This window comes from Krasilnikovia sp. MM14-A1259 (genome assembly GCF_047159535.1).
GTDB lineage: Bacteria > Actinomycetota > Actinomycetes > Mycobacteriales > Micromonosporaceae > Actinoplanes.
On record NZ_BAAGAJ010000002.1, the window covers coordinates 4,721,812 to 4,739,004 of the forward strand.

At 70.3% G+C, this 17,193-nt stretch carries 13 protein-coding genes and 1 pseudogene; 5 read left to right on the forward strand and 9 right to left on the reverse strand.

The window, feature by feature from the left end; translation table 11 throughout:
- Positions 1 to 629 precede the first annotated feature (629 nt).
- From ACMCNK_RS21470 to ACMCNK_RS21480, 3 genes are all read left to right on the forward strand, one after another.
- Positions 630 to 1,694, forward strand: a complete 1,065-nt coding sequence (locus tag ACMCNK_RS21470) for a ParA family protein (protein WP_412740941.1) — start codon at positions 630 to 632, stop codon at positions 1,692 to 1,694.
- Complete coding sequence (locus ACMCNK_RS21475) at positions 1,691 to 2,824, forward strand: ParB/RepB/Spo0J family partition protein (protein ID WP_412738176.1); 1,134 nt, start codon at positions 1,691 to 1,693, stop codon at positions 2,822 to 2,824. The genes ACMCNK_RS21470 and ACMCNK_RS21475 overlap by 4 nt, the downstream gene beginning before the upstream one ends.
- Positions 2,825 to 3,614: 790 nt before the next feature.
- Positions 3,615 to 3,776, forward strand: coding sequence for a hypothetical protein (locus tag ACMCNK_RS21480; protein WP_412738177.1), 162 nt, complete (start codon positions 3,615 to 3,617; stop codon positions 3,774 to 3,776).
- A 1,456-nt stretch (positions 3,777 to 5,232) separates the two neighbouring features.
- Here the strand turns inward: ACMCNK_RS21480 and ACMCNK_RS21485 are convergent.
- Entirely contained in the window at positions 5,233 to 5,682 is a 450-nt protein-coding gene (locus ACMCNK_RS21485) for a hypothetical protein (protein ID WP_412738178.1), read from the reverse strand.
- An 819-nt stretch (positions 5,683 to 6,501) separates the two neighbouring features.
- Between ACMCNK_RS21485 and ACMCNK_RS21490 the strand changes: the two are divergent.
- Positions 6,502 to 6,867 (forward strand): annotated as a pseudogene (locus tag ACMCNK_RS21490) (hypothetical protein); the annotation flags it as partial.
- Positions 6,868 to 7,878: 1,011 nt separating this feature from the next.
- Here ACMCNK_RS21490 and ACMCNK_RS21495 read toward each other — a convergent pair.
- Both ACMCNK_RS21495 and ACMCNK_RS21500 read right to left on the reverse strand, forming a co-directional pair.
- Positions 7,879 to 8,835: a D-alanine--D-alanine ligase gene (locus tag ACMCNK_RS21495; RefSeq protein ID WP_412738179.1), complete on the reverse strand. Its 957-nt coding sequence runs from the start codon at positions 8,833 to 8,835 to the stop codon at positions 7,879 to 7,881.
- Positions 8,836 to 8,843: 8 nt separating this feature from the next.
- A complete protein-coding gene (locus ACMCNK_RS21500) occupies positions 8,844 to 10,145 on the reverse strand; it encodes a PLP-dependent aminotransferase family protein (RefSeq protein WP_412738180.1) in 1,302 nt (433 codons plus the stop codon).
- A gap of 231 nt (positions 10,146 to 10,376) precedes the next feature.
- Between ACMCNK_RS21500 and ACMCNK_RS21505 the strand changes: the two genes are divergently transcribed.
- A complete protein-coding gene (locus ACMCNK_RS21505; protein ID WP_412738181.1) occupies positions 10,377 to 11,042 on the forward strand; it encodes a GNAT family N-acetyltransferase in 666 nt (221 codons plus the stop codon).
- Between the two features lies 1 nt (position 11,043).
- Here ACMCNK_RS21505 and ACMCNK_RS21510 read toward each other — a convergent pair whose 3' ends face one another.
- The 6 genes from ACMCNK_RS21510 to ACMCNK_RS21535 all read right to left on the reverse strand — a co-directional run bounded on the left by ACMCNK_RS21510 (position 11,044) and on the right by ACMCNK_RS21535 (position 17,102).
- Positions 11,044 to 12,189 (reverse strand): N-acetylmuramoyl-L-alanine amidase, encoded by a 1,146-nt coding sequence (locus ACMCNK_RS21510; protein ID WP_412738182.1) that lies wholly within the window; start codon positions 12,187 to 12,189, stop codon positions 11,044 to 11,046.
- Between the two features lie 163 nt (positions 12,190 to 12,352).
- Positions 12,353 to 12,676: a thioredoxin gene (gene trxA / locus ACMCNK_RS21515; protein ID WP_412738183.1), complete on the reverse strand. Its 324-nt coding sequence runs from the start codon at positions 12,674 to 12,676 to the stop codon at positions 12,353 to 12,355.
- Positions 12,677 to 12,707: 31 nt separating this feature from the next.
- Entirely contained in the window at positions 12,708 to 13,667 is a 960-nt protein-coding gene (trxB, locus tag ACMCNK_RS21520; protein WP_412738184.1) for a thioredoxin-disulfide reductase, read from the reverse strand.
- 132 nt (positions 13,668 to 13,799) lie between these two features.
- Positions 13,800 to 14,828, reverse strand: a complete 1,029-nt coding sequence (locus ACMCNK_RS21525) for a hypothetical protein (protein ID WP_412738185.1) — start codon at positions 14,826 to 14,828, stop codon at positions 13,800 to 13,802.
- Entirely contained in the window at positions 14,825 to 15,532 is a 708-nt protein-coding gene (sigM, locus tag ACMCNK_RS21530; protein ID WP_412738186.1) for an RNA polymerase sigma factor SigM, read from the reverse strand. The genes ACMCNK_RS21525 and sigM overlap by 4 nt, the downstream gene beginning before the upstream one ends.
- Before the next feature lie 31 nt (positions 15,533 to 15,563).
- Positions 15,564 to 17,102 (reverse strand): protein kinase family protein, encoded by a 1,539-nt coding sequence (locus ACMCNK_RS21535; protein ID WP_412738187.1) that lies wholly within the window; start codon positions 17,100 to 17,102, stop codon positions 15,564 to 15,566.
- Positions 17,103 to 17,193 lie beyond the last annotated feature (91 nt).

The following is a 17,193-nucleotide window of genomic DNA, read 5'->3' on the forward strand; positions in this document are numbered from 1 at the left end:
GGGCGGCTTCCGTCACGGGCGCGGCGGACCTCGGCGCGGCTTCCGTCACGGGCCCGGCGGATTGCTGCGCGCCTTCCGTCACGGGGTCGGCGGATTTCGGGGCGGCTTCCACAACGCGGCCGGCGGGAAACGCGATGACCAAGCGACCCGGTGCAGGTCGCGACGTTTGGCCGCCGTGCCCGGCTCCCCCGCCCGGTGCCGTGGCGCTTCGTTTCGTGTCGGGATTCATGGTCTTCGAAGCGGGATCGGGGTCGCCCTCAAGGCCTCATCAGGCGGAGAATCGTGGCGAGCCACGCCCCGCGGCCGTAGGCTGGCCGCGCGTCGATAGTGTGGACCCGACGGTGGACGCATGCGTCACCCCACCGCCTTCTGCCGGATCCCACGCATCGCCACACGGTGCCAGGGTGAGTGTTCGCGGGTCCGATCCATTCCAACCAGGCAGGGATAAGACGGTGCAGGAGTACGGCAGAGGTGTCGACGGTGGCCGTGGCGCATGGAACGGTGTTTCACGTGAAACCGATCCAATCGCTGTCTCCGATCCGCCCGGGTTGGGGTTCGACAGGGGGGAGCAAGGCGTGCCGCAGCCACGCGGAGCAAACGGACACGGGAGCCAGACGGCCGCGGGTCAGGTGTACGGCACGCCGACATCGACTTCGGCCGACCAGGCTGAGGAGGATGGTCAGGAAGAGAGTCGCCGCCCCGCGCCCGCGCCACGTACGGGGCCGACGACCGGAAGCGCCTCCGTGCCGGTTCCGCCAACTTCGCCTTCCGCCGCCGCTTCGGCCGACGATGAAGCTGTTTCACGTGAAACATCGGAGCGAGACGACGATCCCCCGCTCGCGATGGAAGCGTTGCGTGCCGTGCAGATTCTCAACCCGAGCGGTGAGATCACCATGCCGCGGCCGGACCATCCCCGCATCCTGTGCGTGGCGAACCAGAAAGGCGGGGTCGGCAAGACGACCACGACGGTGAACCTTGCCGTTGCGCTTGCCCTGCACGGAAACCGCGTACTCGTGGTCGACCTCGACCCGCAAGGCAACGCCTCGACCGGGCTCAACGTGCCGCACCACGCGGGTGTGCCCGACGTATACGACTGCCTTATCGACAACGTCCCGCTCGCCGAGGTGGCGCAGGGAGTCGAGGGCATTCCGAACCTGTGGTGCGTTCCCGCGACCATCGACCTCGCCGGCGCTGAGATCGAGTTGGTTTCCGTGGTGGCCCGAGAGTCGCGCCTGGCCCGGGCCATCGCTGCGCACCCGGAGACGTTCGACTACGTGTTCATCGACTGCCCCCCGTCGCTCGGCCTCCTGACGGTGAACGCGCTCGTGGCGGCACAGGAAGTGCTGATCCCAATCCAGTGCGAGTACTACGCGCTTGAGGGTCTCAACCAGCTCATCAACAACATCAACCTGGTGCGCCAGCACCTGAACCCGACGCTCGACGTCTCGACCATCCTGCTCACGATGTACGACCGCCGTACGCGGCTGGCGGACGCTGTCGAGCAGGACGTCCGTAACCACTTCGGCGCCAAGGTGCTCCAAGCCGTGATCCCGCGTAACGTCCGGGTTTCGGAGGCTCCGAGCTATGGCCAGTCCGTGATGACCTACGATCCGGGTTCGCGAGGCGCGACCAGCTACTTCGAAGCCGCGCTGGAGCTTGCGATGCGCGGGGTCAACACGGGAGGCACGGCATGAAGAACCGGCCACGGGGAGGTCTCGGACGGGGCCTGGGCGCGTTGATTCCCACGGCGCCACCATCCGGGGCGGCCGTCGCCACCGAGGAGGCGCCGCCAGAGGTCGCGCCCGCCGCGCCCGCGGCTGCCCCTGCCGCGGCTGTATCTGCCGCGCCCGCGGCCGTGGCGCCCGCGCCTGCCGCGCCGGTGGCACCTCCGGCCGCTACGCCGCCGCCGGCTGCTCCCCCGGCGCAGTTCATGGGCCCCGATGAGAGTGAACCGGAACCGGTCGAGGACGCCTCGGCTGACGAAGGGCTTGCACCGGTCCCAGGAGCGCGCTTCGCCGATCTTCCGGTCACCTCGATCGAGCCGAACTCGAAGCAGCCCCGGCATGTCTTCGAGGAAGAGGCGCTCGAGGAGCTCAAGGTCTCCATCCAAGAGGTCGGCTTCCTGCAGCCGATCGTCGTGCGGGAGATCGGCGACGGCAAGTACGAGCTCGTCATGGGCGAGCGGCGTTGGCGCGCGGCCCAAGCGATCGGCCGGGAAAGCATCCCCGCGATCATCCGCGACACCCGTGACGACGCCATGCTGCGTGATGCGCTGCTGGAGAACATCCATCGAGCGAACCTGAACCCGCTCGAAGAGGCGGCCGCCTATCAGCAGCTGCTTGACGAGTTCGGCGCCACGCACGAGGAACTTGCACGCCGGATCGGCCGCAGCCGCCCGCAGATCTCCAACACGATTCGGCTCATGAACCTGCCCGCTCCCGTCCAGCGGCGGGTGGCGGCGGGGGTGCTCTCTGCGGGTCACGCTCGGGCGCTACTCAGCCTCGATGATGGCGACGCACAGGAGAAGCTGGCGCTGCGCATCGTCGCCGAGGGACTTTCCGTACGCGCCACCGAGGAGCTGGTCTCGCTTGCGCTCGCGGACGGTCCGGCGAAGAAGGCCGCGCCGACACGGCGCCCCAAGGTTCACGCCCCGGCGCTCAACGATCTTGCGGACCGGCTCTCCGACCGGTTCGACACCCGCGTCAAGGTCGACATCGGCCGGAACAAAGGGAAGATCACGATCGAGTTCGCGACCGTCGATGACCTGGAGCGAATCGTCGGCATGATCGGTGTCGACCAGGAGGGCGACAGCGACCGACGCTGAACGGACCTGCGCCGCGCCGGCACGACGGTCGGGCGTCCTAATGGGGCACGCGGCCGTCCGGCAGCGTGCCCCATTTGCTTGTGCTGGTTCCGCCGCCAGTGGCTACGGACTCTCCATGCACGAAGTGAGCACCACCTCATGCAGGTGCCCGAAAACGGCTGACTGAATCGGCTCTACGCGTTCAGCGCCGAATCAGGCGATCTGTGGGCTGTGGATACGGTTCTCCCAGAGCGATTCTCCTGAGATTTCTCAGTACTCGATTCCGGCTGATCGGCTCGTTTTGAACGCCCGAAATCACGGCGTTCGGTGCTCCATGCGGGAATTGAGAGAACGCTTCACCTTGGGCCGGGTCGGATGTGGGAATGGACTTCGCCATGACAGCGAAAGCCACTCTCAGCTCAGGTGGCCTTGACACCCCAATCCACGGCCGCTTGCGGACGTCACCCAGCACCGCATGTCAGGCGTCTCGCCTGGCCCGGGCTTCTTCCTCGACCCTCCGGTTGTTGGCGCCCCTGGTGTTCGGATCGGCAATCCCCGGGCTGCCTTTCGCCGGCCCATCCCGCAAGTTCCTGCGCTACGCGACGGCCCGGTGTGAGTCACGTGCGTTGGTGTGGCTTGACGATCCCTTAGAGATTCGACGACCGAGAGGCAATTCGTACGTCCACCACAACTCAGGACACAGTCCGGCGTCGTTGACGATTCAGCTGATTCCTATCGCCGACCTGCTCGTGATCGTGGTGCATACCCGCTCGTCCGACCGTGAGAAGGTGCTGCTCCAGTAGGCAGCTGCGTGGCTGGTGTCTGCACCACGCAATTGGAACTCGTCACGCCGGAGAACTACGAGGCGGCACTGGCATTGTCCGTTCGGCCCGACCAGGACGATCTGGTCGCTCCCGTGGCCAAGTCACTGGCCGAGGCGTACGTGTTCCCCGAACCGCCTGGCCGATGCTGATCTACGATGGCGAGCGGTCGGTCGGCTTTCGTCATGGAGTTTCTCGACATCCCGTGGGCCAACCAGGATCCCGAAGATCGGCGCTCTGGGCTCTGGCGGCTGAATCGCTACCGCCGCCGAAGGGCAGGGCTACGGGCGATTCGCCGTCGACGAGGCCTGCAAAGAGCCCGAGCTCGTGGCAGCTCCAAGGCGTACGTCACCTGGCAGCCGTGCGCGGGAGGACCCGAGGACTTCTACTTGATGCTTGGCTTCCGGCCGACCGGCGAGCGAAGCGGAGGCAGGCCGTCGGGGTGCTTGAGCTCTGACCCCACCGGCAGCGTGAGCCTGTCCTCCGGGTGCAGCAACTGCGCCCGGTGATCCGCTGTCCCACCCCCGCCGAGCTGCGCGATCCGGCACCCACTTCGTCACGCACGGGAGCGGCCGGTTTTCGTGCCGACCGCCCGCGGCCGACAGCAGTGTTTCACGTGAAACCTGGCGTCGGCCGGCGGTGATCAGCGGGCCCGTCGTTCACGCGCTCCGCGGGGAGGCATTTGAGTCGTAGTCACGAGCCGAAATCCGCGAGGACCGTATGGAACCGTCGGATCCGGAGTCGCCGCATCTCGCGGCGTCGGTCGTTGTAGTTCACCACCCGCGATGGTTCGGCTCTGGGGTCGACGACTTTCCTGCGATCGAGACTGGCCCCTGCTTCAGCGCCTGCACGCACGAACCATTCCCGGTCTGTGGTCGAGGGCCCGAAACGTTCATGATGAGTTCGTCATGTGAGTTTCTTGGGCGGAAAGCTGGCGCGGGTGTTCGCGAGGACTCGCGCTTGACGCGAGTGTTCCAGCGATTGCTCCGACAGGCTGCCGAGCCGAGAAGGTCCCGGACGATCGTCCGGCGATGTCTACCGACTGGTTATGGCTTTCTGGGCGTTGTCCATCTGGCGGCGATCAGGGTCCTTGGATCCGGTCCCTGCCGCTATGACAACGTCGAATCGACCGCTGGCAAGGTGCATGATTTGCGAGCCGAGGTTCCTGGTTTCACGTGAAACGGGCGGCGGCTCGACGGCAGTCAGGCTCGATGGTGGTAAGGGAGGCGGGCCAAGTCCGGTATCGGGTTGCGCTCGGTGACGGGCGCCCGCAACCGGGGCGGCGGGCCGCGTTGCAGGGGCGGATGCCTGCGTACTGGATTGCGTAGACCTGGATTCGATGGGGGCCGTGTGGGAATCCGCTACATCGAGGCGCGATTCAGAATCGGCCGCGTTCCTCCGCTCCGGATTCTCACGCCGGCCGTCTCACAGGCTGGCGAGAGCTACCTGACTCGGCTGCCCATGCGTGGAAGTCCGCACGCCAATCGGCGGGCCGAATCAGAGCAACATGGCGAACAAGCGGAAAGGCGCCCCACTCAGCACGGGCTGAACAATCAGCGATCGGCGGTCGGTTCATCCTCGGAATAGTGGTCGCCATTCGGCCTTGTTTCACGTGAAACCATCACCCACAATCCCGCCCGGTGCCCGGTGCCCGGTGCCCGGTGCCCGGTGCCCGGTGCCCGGTGCCCGGTGCCCGGTGCCCGGTGCCCGGTGCCCGGTGCCCGGTGCCCGGTGCCCGGTGCCCGGTGCCCGGTGCCCGGTGCCCGGTGCCCGGTGCCCGGTGCCCGGTGCCCGGTGCCCGGTGCCCGGTGCCCGGTGCCCGGTGCCCGGTGCCCGGTGCCCGGTGCCCGGTGCCCGGTGCCCGGTGCCCGGTGCCCGGTGCCCGGTGCCCGGTGCCCGGTGCCCGGTGCCCGGTGCCCGGTGCCCGGTGCCCGGTGCCCGGTGCCCGGTGCCCGGTGCCCGGTGCCCGGTGCCCGGTGCCCGGTGCCCGGTGCCCGGTGCCCGGTGCCCGGTGCCCGGTGCCCGGTGCCCGGTGCCCGGTGCCCGGTGCCGTTTCACGTGAAACCGGATTTGTGGTTTCGGCGAGGGCCGCCCATCGTCTGACCACGGATGCCTCGCCAGGCCCAATGCCCGCGGCGATTGACGACGCGCCGGCTCGGCGCATCATCGGCCGGCGACCAGGCGACCAGGCGACCAGGCGACCAGGCGACCAGGCGACCAGGCGACCAGGCGACCAGGCGACCAGGCGACCAGGCGACCAGGCGACCAGGCGACCAGGCGACCAGGCGACCAGGCGACGTCTCCCACTTACGTTGCCCCACCATCGCGGAAGCGTGGCGGATGAATATCCACAGGCTGTGTGTAAGCGTTGTTGAGGGGATGGTCGTCGCTGTTTCACGTGAAACATGGCCGATGGACGCTCGCAACCACACGGCTGTATCCACAGGCGGGCGAGCGCATCTACGTGGTGTTTCACGGGAAACCATGGGGCCTGTGGATAACTTCTGTGGACAACGGCAGCCCCGGCCGTACTGTCCACAGACTGTGACCTTGATCAACGTCTACCCATGCCCGAATGGCCGAACCGAGCAGAGGAGATTCACTCGAAATTGACCCGGGACAGTGGCCAAGAGCTGGACTAGGGTCAGCCACGTGCCCGACAGAATCCCCCCGCTCCCCGACTTCACGCGCTGGCCCTCCTTCCCGTTTGAGGGAGACATGCGGGTCAAGCCCCTTGCCGACCCGGTCGCCGTGGAACCGCCGCGCAGCGGCGAGGACGCAGCCGACTGTGTGTCCTGTGGTACGCCGGACGACGAGTACATCTGGGTCAGTGATCGCTGGCGAGTGCGGGCGATGGACCGTCCGACCGGCCTGCCCGTGGTTCTCATCCTGGAATGCCGGTCGCACCTTGACCTCGGCGACTTGCCGAACCTGCTCGCCGCCGAACTCGGCGTCATGACGGTGAGGCTTGAACGGGCCATCCGCTCGCTCGACGGCGTGGCGCGGGTCCACGTCAACCGTTGGGGCGATGGCTCGGCACACCTGCACATGTGGTTCCTTGCGCGGCCGTACGGACGGCTGCAGCTGCGCGGCACCTTCCTGTCGCTCTGGGACGACATCCTTCCGGTGGTGCCCGAGAATCTGTGGCGCGAGAACCTGGCATTGGTTGCCGCATGGCTGGGAGAGTTCGGCGGTCGCGCGATCGCAGAGCCACCGCACATCGCGTGGCAATCGCCATCCACGATCAGTGACCCCCCGCCGATCTCGATCGACGCCGACGCCGAGCCGACACGTGCGCCGCGGATCAATCCGGCCCACAGCGACGACTCGGAGCCGGGGGCCCAGGCGTCCGCCACGGTGACGCCAGCCGAAGCGCCCGTCCGGGAGAAGGCATCCGAACCGAGTTCCGCGCCGGAAGCCTCGGCCGGGCACGAGGTTGCGGACCCGCCCACGGACCAGCGCGAATCAGCCCCCGCCCCGGCAACATCCGCGAAACCGAGCCCGGTTCTAGGGACGGTCCAGACGACGAGGGCGGAACCGAGCTCCGCCTTGCAGACGCCAGCCCAGCCGGTCCGCGCGATGCCAGCCGCTGCCGAACCGATCCGCGCCAATGAAACTCTCGCGGAGCCAGCCTCCGAGAGTCTGGCCCAGACCGCACCGACCTCCGCCAGCGCGAGCACCGCAGCCGTCGCTGGTAACGACGGCGGCCCGAAGACCGCTGGCAACGGGACCGCTGACTCGGAGGCTGGCGACCGGACGACCGCGGCCAAGGGGACCGCTGACTCGGAGGCTGGCGACCGGAGGACCGCGGCCAAGGGGACCGCTGACCCGGAGGCCGGGGACCCGAAGACCGCCGGCAAGGGGATGGGTGACTCGAAGACGAGCGGGACGGGGTCGGGTGCATCGGAGACCGGCGACCCGGAGGCCGGCGGCGGGGACACCAGCGCTACGGAGTCGACGACGCCACGACAGTCGATACCGAGTCAGCCGACGCAGTAACGGTCACCACAGGGCCGGAAGTCCGCGAGCGCCGCTGACTAAGCGTCTCGGCACCTGAGCTCCCACGCCGCAGCGGCGCGACGTGCACACCCCCGGTCCGAGGTGAGCACGGCGCGACGCTGAGCCACATCCGCTTGAGCCTGACGCGCGCCTCGGCGATGTCGGGTGCGCGGGCGGCGAAGCGCTCCTGCAGGAACGACGACTCCACCACGAGGCGCAGCCGCTCCGGCCGAGTTCCACGAGACGCGTGGCGGATCAGCCCCGGGCGACTGCCCTGGCGACCAGCCCGGCCAGAAGCTTCCCGAGATCCAGCCCCGCGGCCTGGGCAGCGAGCGGCAGCAGCGACGTCTCGGTCAACCCCGGGGAGACGTTGACCTCCAGCACATGCGGCTCCCCGGCGGCATCCACGATCAGGTCCACCCGGGACAGGTCCCGCAGGCCGAGTGCCTCGTGTGCCGCGAGCGCGGTCGACGCGACCCGCGCGGCGACGGCCGGGTCGAGGCGAGCCGGGGTGTGCCATGTGGTCAGCCCGGCGGTGTAGCGGGCGGCGTAGTCGTACACACCGTTGCGGGGGACGATCTCGACGGGCGGGAGGGGCTGCGGGCCGTCGCCGAGGTCGACCACGGAGACGGCCACATCCATGCCGGGAACGTATCGCTCGACGAGGGCCGTGGAGTCGTACGCGAAGCAGCCGACCATGGCGGCGGGCAGGTCGGCCGCGTCGCGTACGACGGAGGCGCCGAGACCGGAGCCGCCCTGGGCTGGCTTGACCATCAGCGGCAGCCCGATGCGGTCGACGATCCGGTCGAGCACCGCGACCGCGCCGAGCTCGGAGAAGCGGTCGTGCGGCAGCGCCACCCAGTCCGGCGTGGGGATGCCGGCCTCGCGCAGCATGGCTTTCGCGGACGGCTTGTCCCAGGCAAGGCGGGAGGCGCGGGCGTCACACCCGACGTACGGCACGCCGCACAGGTCGAGCACCCCGCGCAGCGAACCGTCCTCCCCCGTGGCGCCGTGCAGTGCGATGACCACGGCGTCCGGCATGTCCTGCGCCAGGTACGGCAGCAGCGAAACGTCGGCGTCGCGCATCTCGGCCTGCAGCCCGGCGGCGCGCAGGGCGTCGAGCACCCGACGCCCGGAGCGCAGCGACACGTCCCGCTCGTACGACAGGCCGCCGGCCAGGACCAGAACGTGCACGTCTTCCTCCGTACCCATGGAATTGATCATGACAAGTCGGGGCCGGGAGCGTCCGCGCCCGCGTGCCCACGACGGCGGTGCAGGGCCGGTGCGCCGAAGACGGCGCGCATCGCCAGCTCCTGCTCCATGACGCCGGCGAGCCGGCGCACGCCCTCGCGGATCCGCTCGGGCGGAGGGAACGAGAAGTTGAGCCGCATGTGGTTGGCACCCGAGCCGTCGGCGTAGAACCCGGTGCCGGGCACGTAGGCGACGCGGGCGGCGATGGCGCGCGGCATCATCGCCTTCGAGTCCAGGCCATCGGGCAGGGTGGCCCACACGAACAGGCCGCCCTCGGGCCGGGTCCACGTCGTGCCGGCGGGCATCAGGTCCTGGAGCGCGTCGAGCAGGGCATCGCGGCGCTCGCGGTAGATCTCGCGGTACGTCTTGATCTGCTCGCGCCACGGCATGGTGGTCAGGTAGCGGGTGACCGCGGCCTGCGCGAACGCGCTCGGGCACAGGATCTGCGCCTCGCTGGTCATAACGAGCTTCTCGCGCACCGCGTGCGGGGCGAGGATCCAGCCGACCCGCAGGCCCGGCGCGAATGTCTTGGAGAACGTGCTGAGGTAGAACACGCCGTCGCGGCGACGCGCCCGCAGCGGCCTCGGCGCGTCACCCGCGAAGCTCAGCGTGCCGTACGGGTCGTCCTCGACGACCAGCAGCCCGGCCCGCTCGCAGATGTCCAGCACCTGCTCGCGCCGCTGCTCGCTCATCGTGACGCCGGCCGGGTTCTGGTACGTGGGGATGGTGTAGAGGAACTTCGCCCGCCCGGCGGTCTCGGCGATGGCCTCCTCCAAGGCAGCCGGGACGAGCCCGTCGGCGTCCATGGCGATGTGCCGGACCTGTGCCTGGGCGGCCTGGAAGACGCCGAGTGCGCCGACGTACGTCGGCCCCTCGGCGAGCACCACGTCGCCCGGGTCCAGGAACAGCCGTGCCACCAGGTCCAGTGCCTGCTGGCCGCCCACGGTCACCACCACGTCGTCGGGGGACGCCCCGGTCGACGCGTCGATGCCGGACAGCGACATCACCTCGCAGATGCCTTCGCGCAGCTCGGGCGTGCCCTGGCCGATGCCGTACTGCAGGCTCGTGGTGCCCTCGTCGGCGGCGAGGTGCGCGAGCATCTCCCCCACCGCGTCCAGCGGAAGCGCCGCAATGTACGGCGAGCCGCCGGCCAGCGACACCACCTCGGGGCGGCTCGCGACGGCGAACAGCGCACGGATCTCCGAGGCGGTCATGCCCCGCACCCGCCTCGCATAACGGTCGGTGTAGTCGTCCTGGGTCGTACCGGTCATGCCGTTCACCCCTTCCGAAAGATGCCGTCGCGTGACGGCAGCGGCATTCATGCTAATCGCCGCGTGCCCGGCGGCCCGACGGCCAACGAGCCGACGGTGGCCTTGTGGGCGACGTCCGATCGGTGCCGTTCAAGGCCATTGCGGCGTAGTATCCGACGAGGGCGCGGACGAGCACGTGAACAGGACCGTGCTTCGTCAACCGGACATTCCGTGATGCTGAGGGGTCCGCCGATGTCGCGTCGCCTGGTGAACCTGACTCTCGACACGCTCGAGGACCTCCCCCGGCCTTGCCGGCAGTGCGTCTACTGGGAGCTCGACCCCGTGTCCGCGGAGCGCGCGTGTGCCTCCGGCGACCCCGGCCTCGAAAAGGAAGCATGGGTGTCGCAGACCCTGCTGGAGTGGGGTTCGTGCGGCAAGCTCGCGTACGTGGACGGGATGCCCGCGGGCTACGTCATGTACGCGCCGCCCGCGTACGTGCCGCGGTCCATGGCGTTCCCCACGTCGCCGGTTTCCGCGGACGCCGTGCTGCTGACGACCGCCCACGTCGTGACCGCGTTCGCCGGGGGCGGGCTGGGCCGGATGCTCGTGCAGGGCGTCGCGCGTGATCTCACCAAGCGCGGAGTGAAGGCGATCGAGGCGTTCGGCGACGCGAAGTTCGGCGAGGCCGGCGAGGGCGAGGACAGCTGCGTCGCCCCGGTCGACTTCTTCCTGTCGGTGGGCTTCAAGACGGTACGCCCGCACCCGCGCTTCCCGCGGCTGCGCCTGGAGTTGCGTACGGCCCTGTCGTGGAAGTCCGACGTCGAGTACGCGCTGGAGAAGCTGCTCGGCTCGATGAGCCCGGACACCCTGCTGCGGCCGGTGCGTCCGGCGGCGGCGACGCGATCCACCCAGTCCTGACTCAAGACTGGGCGAGGACCATCCGCAGCTTGCGGACGTCGATCGAGCCGGTCGGCACGTCCTGCTCGACCGGGTAGTACATGCGCTGCACCGCGGCGAGGATCGCCTCGACGAGCTGTTCGCGGAACAGCGGGTTGACCAGGCGGTCCCGCTCGACCGGTGAGGTGAGGTAGCCGAAGTCGACGCGGACCGCGGGCATCCGGGTCAGCCGCAGCAACTCCCACGTCTTGGCGTGGATGCGGCAGTCCCGCATGCCGGTACGCACGACGATCTCACGCTGCACCAGGTTCGCCAGCCGCTCCCCCACGGTGGAGGTCAGCCCGTTGCCGGTGCCGTAGTGGTAGGTGGCGACGCCGTCGGCCGCCGGGTTGTCGTGCCCGTCCAGGTGCAGGGAGATGAGCAGGTCGGCGCCGAGGTTGTTGGCAAGCTCGGCCCGCTGGGCGCCGGTCATCGGCTCGGCCGGCGCGGGACCTCGGGTCAGGTGCACGCGCATCCCCGCGGCGGCGAGCCGCCCCTCCAGCCGGGCGGCCAGGTCGAACGCGAGGTCCGCCTCGGTCCACCGCAACGGGCCGTCCGGCACCACCACGCCGAGATCGCTCGGGCCGCCGTGGCCGGGGTCGATGACGATCGTCTTGCCCATCAGGTTGGGGCCGGACTGGCGGAACGCCTCCGCCTCCCGCAGCCACTGGGGCCGCCCGCCGACCACCTTGCGGCCGAGCCGGCGCAGGGCGTGCATCGTGTGCGGGCCACAGGAGCCGTCCGGGGTCAGGCCGACCTCGCGCTGGAACTGGGCGACGGCGCGGGCCGTCCGTGCGCCGTAGATGCCGTCCGTGCGGCCGGTGTCATACCCCATCTCCATGAGGCGTTCCTGCAGGGCGCGGACGTCCTCCCCGGCCAGGGCGGCCGGGACCGAGTGGAAGAGCGTACGGTCGCCGAGCGTCCAGCGGGCCCCGTCCAGGGCCTGCCAGGTCTCGGCGTCGACGACCCCGTCGACGCCGATGCCGCGGCTCTGCTGGAACGCCCGGACGGCCGTCTCGGTGGCGTCGTCGTAGAGGTCCGCAGGGGCGTCGAGCAGGTCGAGCCCCACGAGGATGGACCGGATCTCGTGGACGGCCGGTCCGGTATCTCCACGTCGGATCGCACGCACGCGCGGCTCCCTCGGGCTCGGGGGTGGGGCGGAAGGGCAACCTCCGGAGCGTACCCCGCACGATCCTGCGCGGCCGGGCGTCGATCGACGATCCGTGCCTCGGATCACGAAATGATGACGCCCCGCGTCCTCCGGGACACGGGGCGTCGTCGCAGGTCGTCGGTCAGAGAGCCGACTCGATGAGGTTGATCAGGGCGCCCTTCGGCTTCGCGCCGGCCACCGAGCTGACCGGCTCGCCGCCCTTGAACATGGTCAGGGTGGGCACGGACATGACCCGGTAGGCGCGGGCGGTCTCGGGGTTCTCGTCGATGTTGACCTTGACGATCTCCACCCTGTCGCCCATCTCCGTGGCGATCTCGGCGAGCAACGGCTCGACCTTGCGGCACGGCGCGCACCACTCGGCCCAGAAGTCCACCAGCACCGGCTTCGCGGACTGCAGAACGTCGTTGGCGAACGTGGCGTCGGTGACCGCCTTGGTAGCTCCCACCAGGTACCTCCGGGATTTTCAGTCGGGTGGATCAGAGTTCGATGAACGAGGCGATGAAGCGTTCGGCGTCCAGCGCCGCGGCGCAGCCGGTACCGGCGGCGGTGATGGCCTGCCGGTACGTGTGGTCGACCAGGTCGCCGGCCGCGAACACGCCCGGAATGCTCGTCCGGGTGCTCGGGTGCTCCACCTTGACGTAGCCGTCGGCGTCGAGCTCGATCTGGCCCTTGAACAGGTCGCTGCGCGGGTCGTGGCCGATGGCGACGAAGACGCCAGTGACGTCCAGGACCTTCGTCCCGCCGGTCTGCGTGTCGCGCAGCCGGACACCGGCGACCTTGCCGTCGGCGCCCAGGATCTCCTCGACGGCGCTGTTCCACTCGACCTTGATCTTCGGATTGTTCAGCGCCCGGACCTGCATCACCTTGCTGGCCCGGAACGAGTCGCGGCGGTGCACGATCGTGACGGTCTCGGCGAACTTGGTCAGGAACGTGGCCTCCTCCATCGCGGAGTCGCCGCCGCCGACCACGATGATGTTCTGGCCGCGGAAGAAGAAACCGTCACAGGTCGCGCACGAGGAGACGCCGTGACCGAGCAGCTCCTTCTCCCCCGGGACGCCTAGCGGACGCCAGGCCGACCCGGTGGAAAGGATGACCGCGCGGGCGAAGTAGGTGGTGTCGCCCACCCACACCGTCTTGAGGCCCTCGCTGCCCGCCTCGGTCGGCCGGTCGCACAGCTCGACCCGGGTCACGTCGTCGGTGATGAACTCCGCGCCGAACCGCTCAGCCTGCTTGCGCATGTTGTCCATGAGCTCGGGGCCCATGATGCCCTCGGGGAAACCGGGGAAGTTTTCCACCTCGGTGGTGGTCATCAGCGAGCCGCCGGACTCCACACCCTCGATGACCAGCGGGTTCAGGTTGGCCCGGGCCGCGTACAGCGCCGCGGTGTAGCCGGACGGTCCCGAGCCGATGATGATCAGGTTTCGGACCTCGTCCACAGCCGACTCCTCCGATCGATGTCACCGGGCACCCCGGCGACTCCGCACGCTAGAACCTCATCGTAGGGACCGGCCATTCCCTCGCGTCAGACGCCCGTGGCCGAACTCACCCAACGGGAGATGCGGTGCGGATCAGCCTACCTTCACCCGGAATCGGGTGGCCGCCCCGGCACCGGGGGCGCCGCAGGCCGGGCCGCTCACCCACGCCCACGAACCGTCCGGCCCGGTGAACCGCACGATCAAGGCCGGGGTGTGCGCGAAACGGGCGTAGTCGATGCTCTGCACCGCCACCGGCCGGGAGCCGTACTCCTGGGCGATCGCGTCGAGGCATGACTGCAGGGCGTCGCGGGGGCGCAGCCGCTGCAGCGGCCCGGCCGCGTTGTCGGTCGCCATTTCGGGTCCGGACCCGGTGGTGTCCGGTGCGGCCGTTGGCCCCAGTGCCTTGCGCGGTTCGCTCGGCTCCGGGTGTTTCGGTGCCGGCGCGGACAGGGCCCGGTCGCCGTCGGCTTCGAGCGTCCCCGGCCCGTAGTCGGTGTCGCTGGTGACGATGTGGTCCGCGTCCGGCAGCGCCACCGCGCTGCCGGCGGCCGCCATCACACCGGCCGACTGGGCCGAGTCGGCGCTGTCGGAGGAGGACCGGACCAGGTGGTTGACGCCGAAACCGGCGAACGCGAGCACACCGGCCGCGACCCCGATCGGCGCGGCCCAGCGCCGCCACCGCCGGCTGGCCGCCACCCGGGAACCCTCGGACGACGGTACGGCCACCAGATGCCGGCGGCGCGACGGCGCCTCGGTGCCCGTGCCCTCGGTGCCCGTGCCCTCGGTGTTCGTGGGGTCGGAGTTTGTAGCGTCGGTGTCGGTGCGTTCGATGTCCGTGTCGAGGAAGGTCGCGTCAGCGGGTGTCGTCCAGGCTGCGGAGAGGGCGGCGTCGATCCGGGCGGCCACGTCGGCGGGCATCGGCTCGGGGGCGGCCCCCATCGCATTCAGCTCGGTGCCGACCACGGTCATGCCCGCGACCATGGCGGCGTGCGCCTCACGCCACTGCGGGTCGGAATCGATGCGGGCTGCGACGGCCGCCGCCTCCGGGGTGCCGTCCAGCACCCCGCCGACGTAGTCGGCCAGCAGGTCGATGTCGACCTCGGTGAAGTCGGCCCCGGTCACCGGTCGTCCCTCCCCTCGGCTGCGGATGGGAGCGGCCCTGTCACTCCCGACCCCGATGGGACGCGGCGGGCGCCCGTACGGTTCCCGGCGGCGTCGTGACGGTCGTCTCCGTCACCGGCCCGCAGCGGGGCCAGGGCCAGCGCCATCCGGGCCCGGCCCCGCGCACACCGGCTCTTGATCGTGCCCTCGGCGACGCCGAGGATCGTGGCGGCCTCGGCGACCGCGTACCCCTGGATGTCGACGAGGACGATCGCGGCGCGCTGATCGACCGGGAGATCGGCGAGCGCGGCGCGCACGACCAGTGCGGTGTCGTGGTCCGGTGCAGGTGCGGCGGGCTCCGGCGCGCGCGGCGTGTCGTCGGCGCGGCCGCTGTCGGGCAGCGGCACGGTCGGATGCGACTGGCGTCGGCGCAGCCGGTCCAGGCTGGCGTTCACCACGATCCGGTGCAGCCATGTCGTGACGGCCGAGTCGCCGCGGAACCGGGCGGCGGAGCGGTGTGCCGACAGCAGCGCGTCCTGCACGGCGTCGGCGGCTTCCTCCCGATCGCCGATCGTGCGCAGCGCGACCGCCCACAGCCGGTCCCGGTGGCGGCGGACGATCTCACCGAACGCCTCCGGGTCGCCGTCGACGTGTGCGCGCAGCAGCTCAGCGTCGCTCGGGCCGGGCGGGTCCGTCCCGGGGTACGCGTCACGCTGCTCGGTCACGCCAGCAATGTAGCCGAGACGGGCGGCCGGGTCAGTTGCCGTACACCTCGATGTTGTTGACGCCGATCCGGTAGCGGCCGTCGTCGCCGCGCGGCAGCTCGGTCAGGAAGACGAGGACGTACTGGTACTTCGTGTTCTCGTCGAAGCCGGTGAGGATCTTTTCCGGACCGTTGGTGGTCTCGTCGTCGTTGATCTTCTTGTAGCCCTTGACGATCGCGTCGTCCCCGGCGCGGTTGTCGCCCGGGTCGCTGTCACCCGTACGGACGTCCAGGGTGACGCCGGGGGCCGACATCTCGACCTTCACGTAGCTGACCGATCGCGGGGTACCCAGGTTGATCAGCACGCCCATGCCCGGCTTGAGGCCGCCGAACTTGGAGGAGTAGAAGCCTTGGGTCGTCCAGCCGGTGGAGTCGTCGCCGTCGACCGTCTTGGCGGCCTCGCCGGTGTCGGCGCGGTCGCCGTTCGGCGGGTCCACGATCCGGACCATGGACGCGGTCAGCGGGATCTTCTGCGCGGTGGCGGGTGCGGCGGTGCCAGGGTTGCCGTTGGAGTTGGTACCGGCGTTGGGCCCGGGCTGGCTGGTGCCCGCTTGGGTGGTGCCCGACGGCTTGCCCTTGTCGGTGTTGGAGATCGCGTTGATGCCGAAGACCAGGCCGATCAGCGCGATGACCACGAGCGCGGCGATCCCCAGCGCGATCTTGCGGGTGCTGCGGACCGGCTCCACCGAGCCGCTCTGGGTGAACCGCAGCGGGCCGACGTCCTCGTAGTCGTCGTCCGCCGCGTCCAGCCGGGCGAGCTCGGCGGCGAGCGACTGCGCGTCGGGCGCGGTGACCCGCTTGTCCAGCAGGTCCATCGTGAGGTCGTCCAGGTACGCCGGGATGCCCGCGCGGACCTGCCGCGGCGCGGCGATCGTGCCGGCGGCGTCGCGGTGCGCGTCGGGCAGCGCGGAGCGGCCCACCTCGGCGTGCGGCCAGCGGCCGGTCAGCGCGTAGTAGAGGACCCCGCCGACGGCGCGGACGTCCGCCTCGGTGCTGTCCGCAGCGTCGGCGCGCGCGTCGGCCAGCACCACGCGGCCGTCGTCGGCGATCAGCGTGGTGCCGGGGTGCACGTTGCCGTGCACCATGCCGGTGGCGTGCACCGCGGCGAGTGCATCGGCGAGGGAGTGGGCGATCGCGGTGGCCCGGGGCGGATCCATCGGGCCGTTGGTGCCGACGAGCTCGCGCAACGCGGCGCCGTCCACCCACTCACGGACCACGTACGCCCGCTCGCCCTCGTCGATCGCGTCGTAGACGCCGACCAGGTTGGGGTGGATCACCCGGCTCGCGTCGACCGCGGCCTGCAGCATCTCGGTGGCCGAATCGCCGCCCGGGTGCCGGAGCACCACCGCCACGGGCCGGCGGAGAATGACGTCGATGCCGCGCCACACCTGGCGACCGGCGCTGTCGTTGTTGACGTGGTCCTCGAGCTGGTAGCGCTCGGCCAGGATCTCACCGGCGGTGGAGGCGCCGAAGGTCATGACCGGACCGGCCCCATCGGCCGCGGTCTCGTGGCCTTCGCCGACCTGGGTCACCAGTCCTCCTCCGTGGTGCACACGTGTCCGCCACGACCTTACCCGGCCTGGGCCAGGCTCCCACAGGTCAACCCCGGGCGCGGCACCCGTC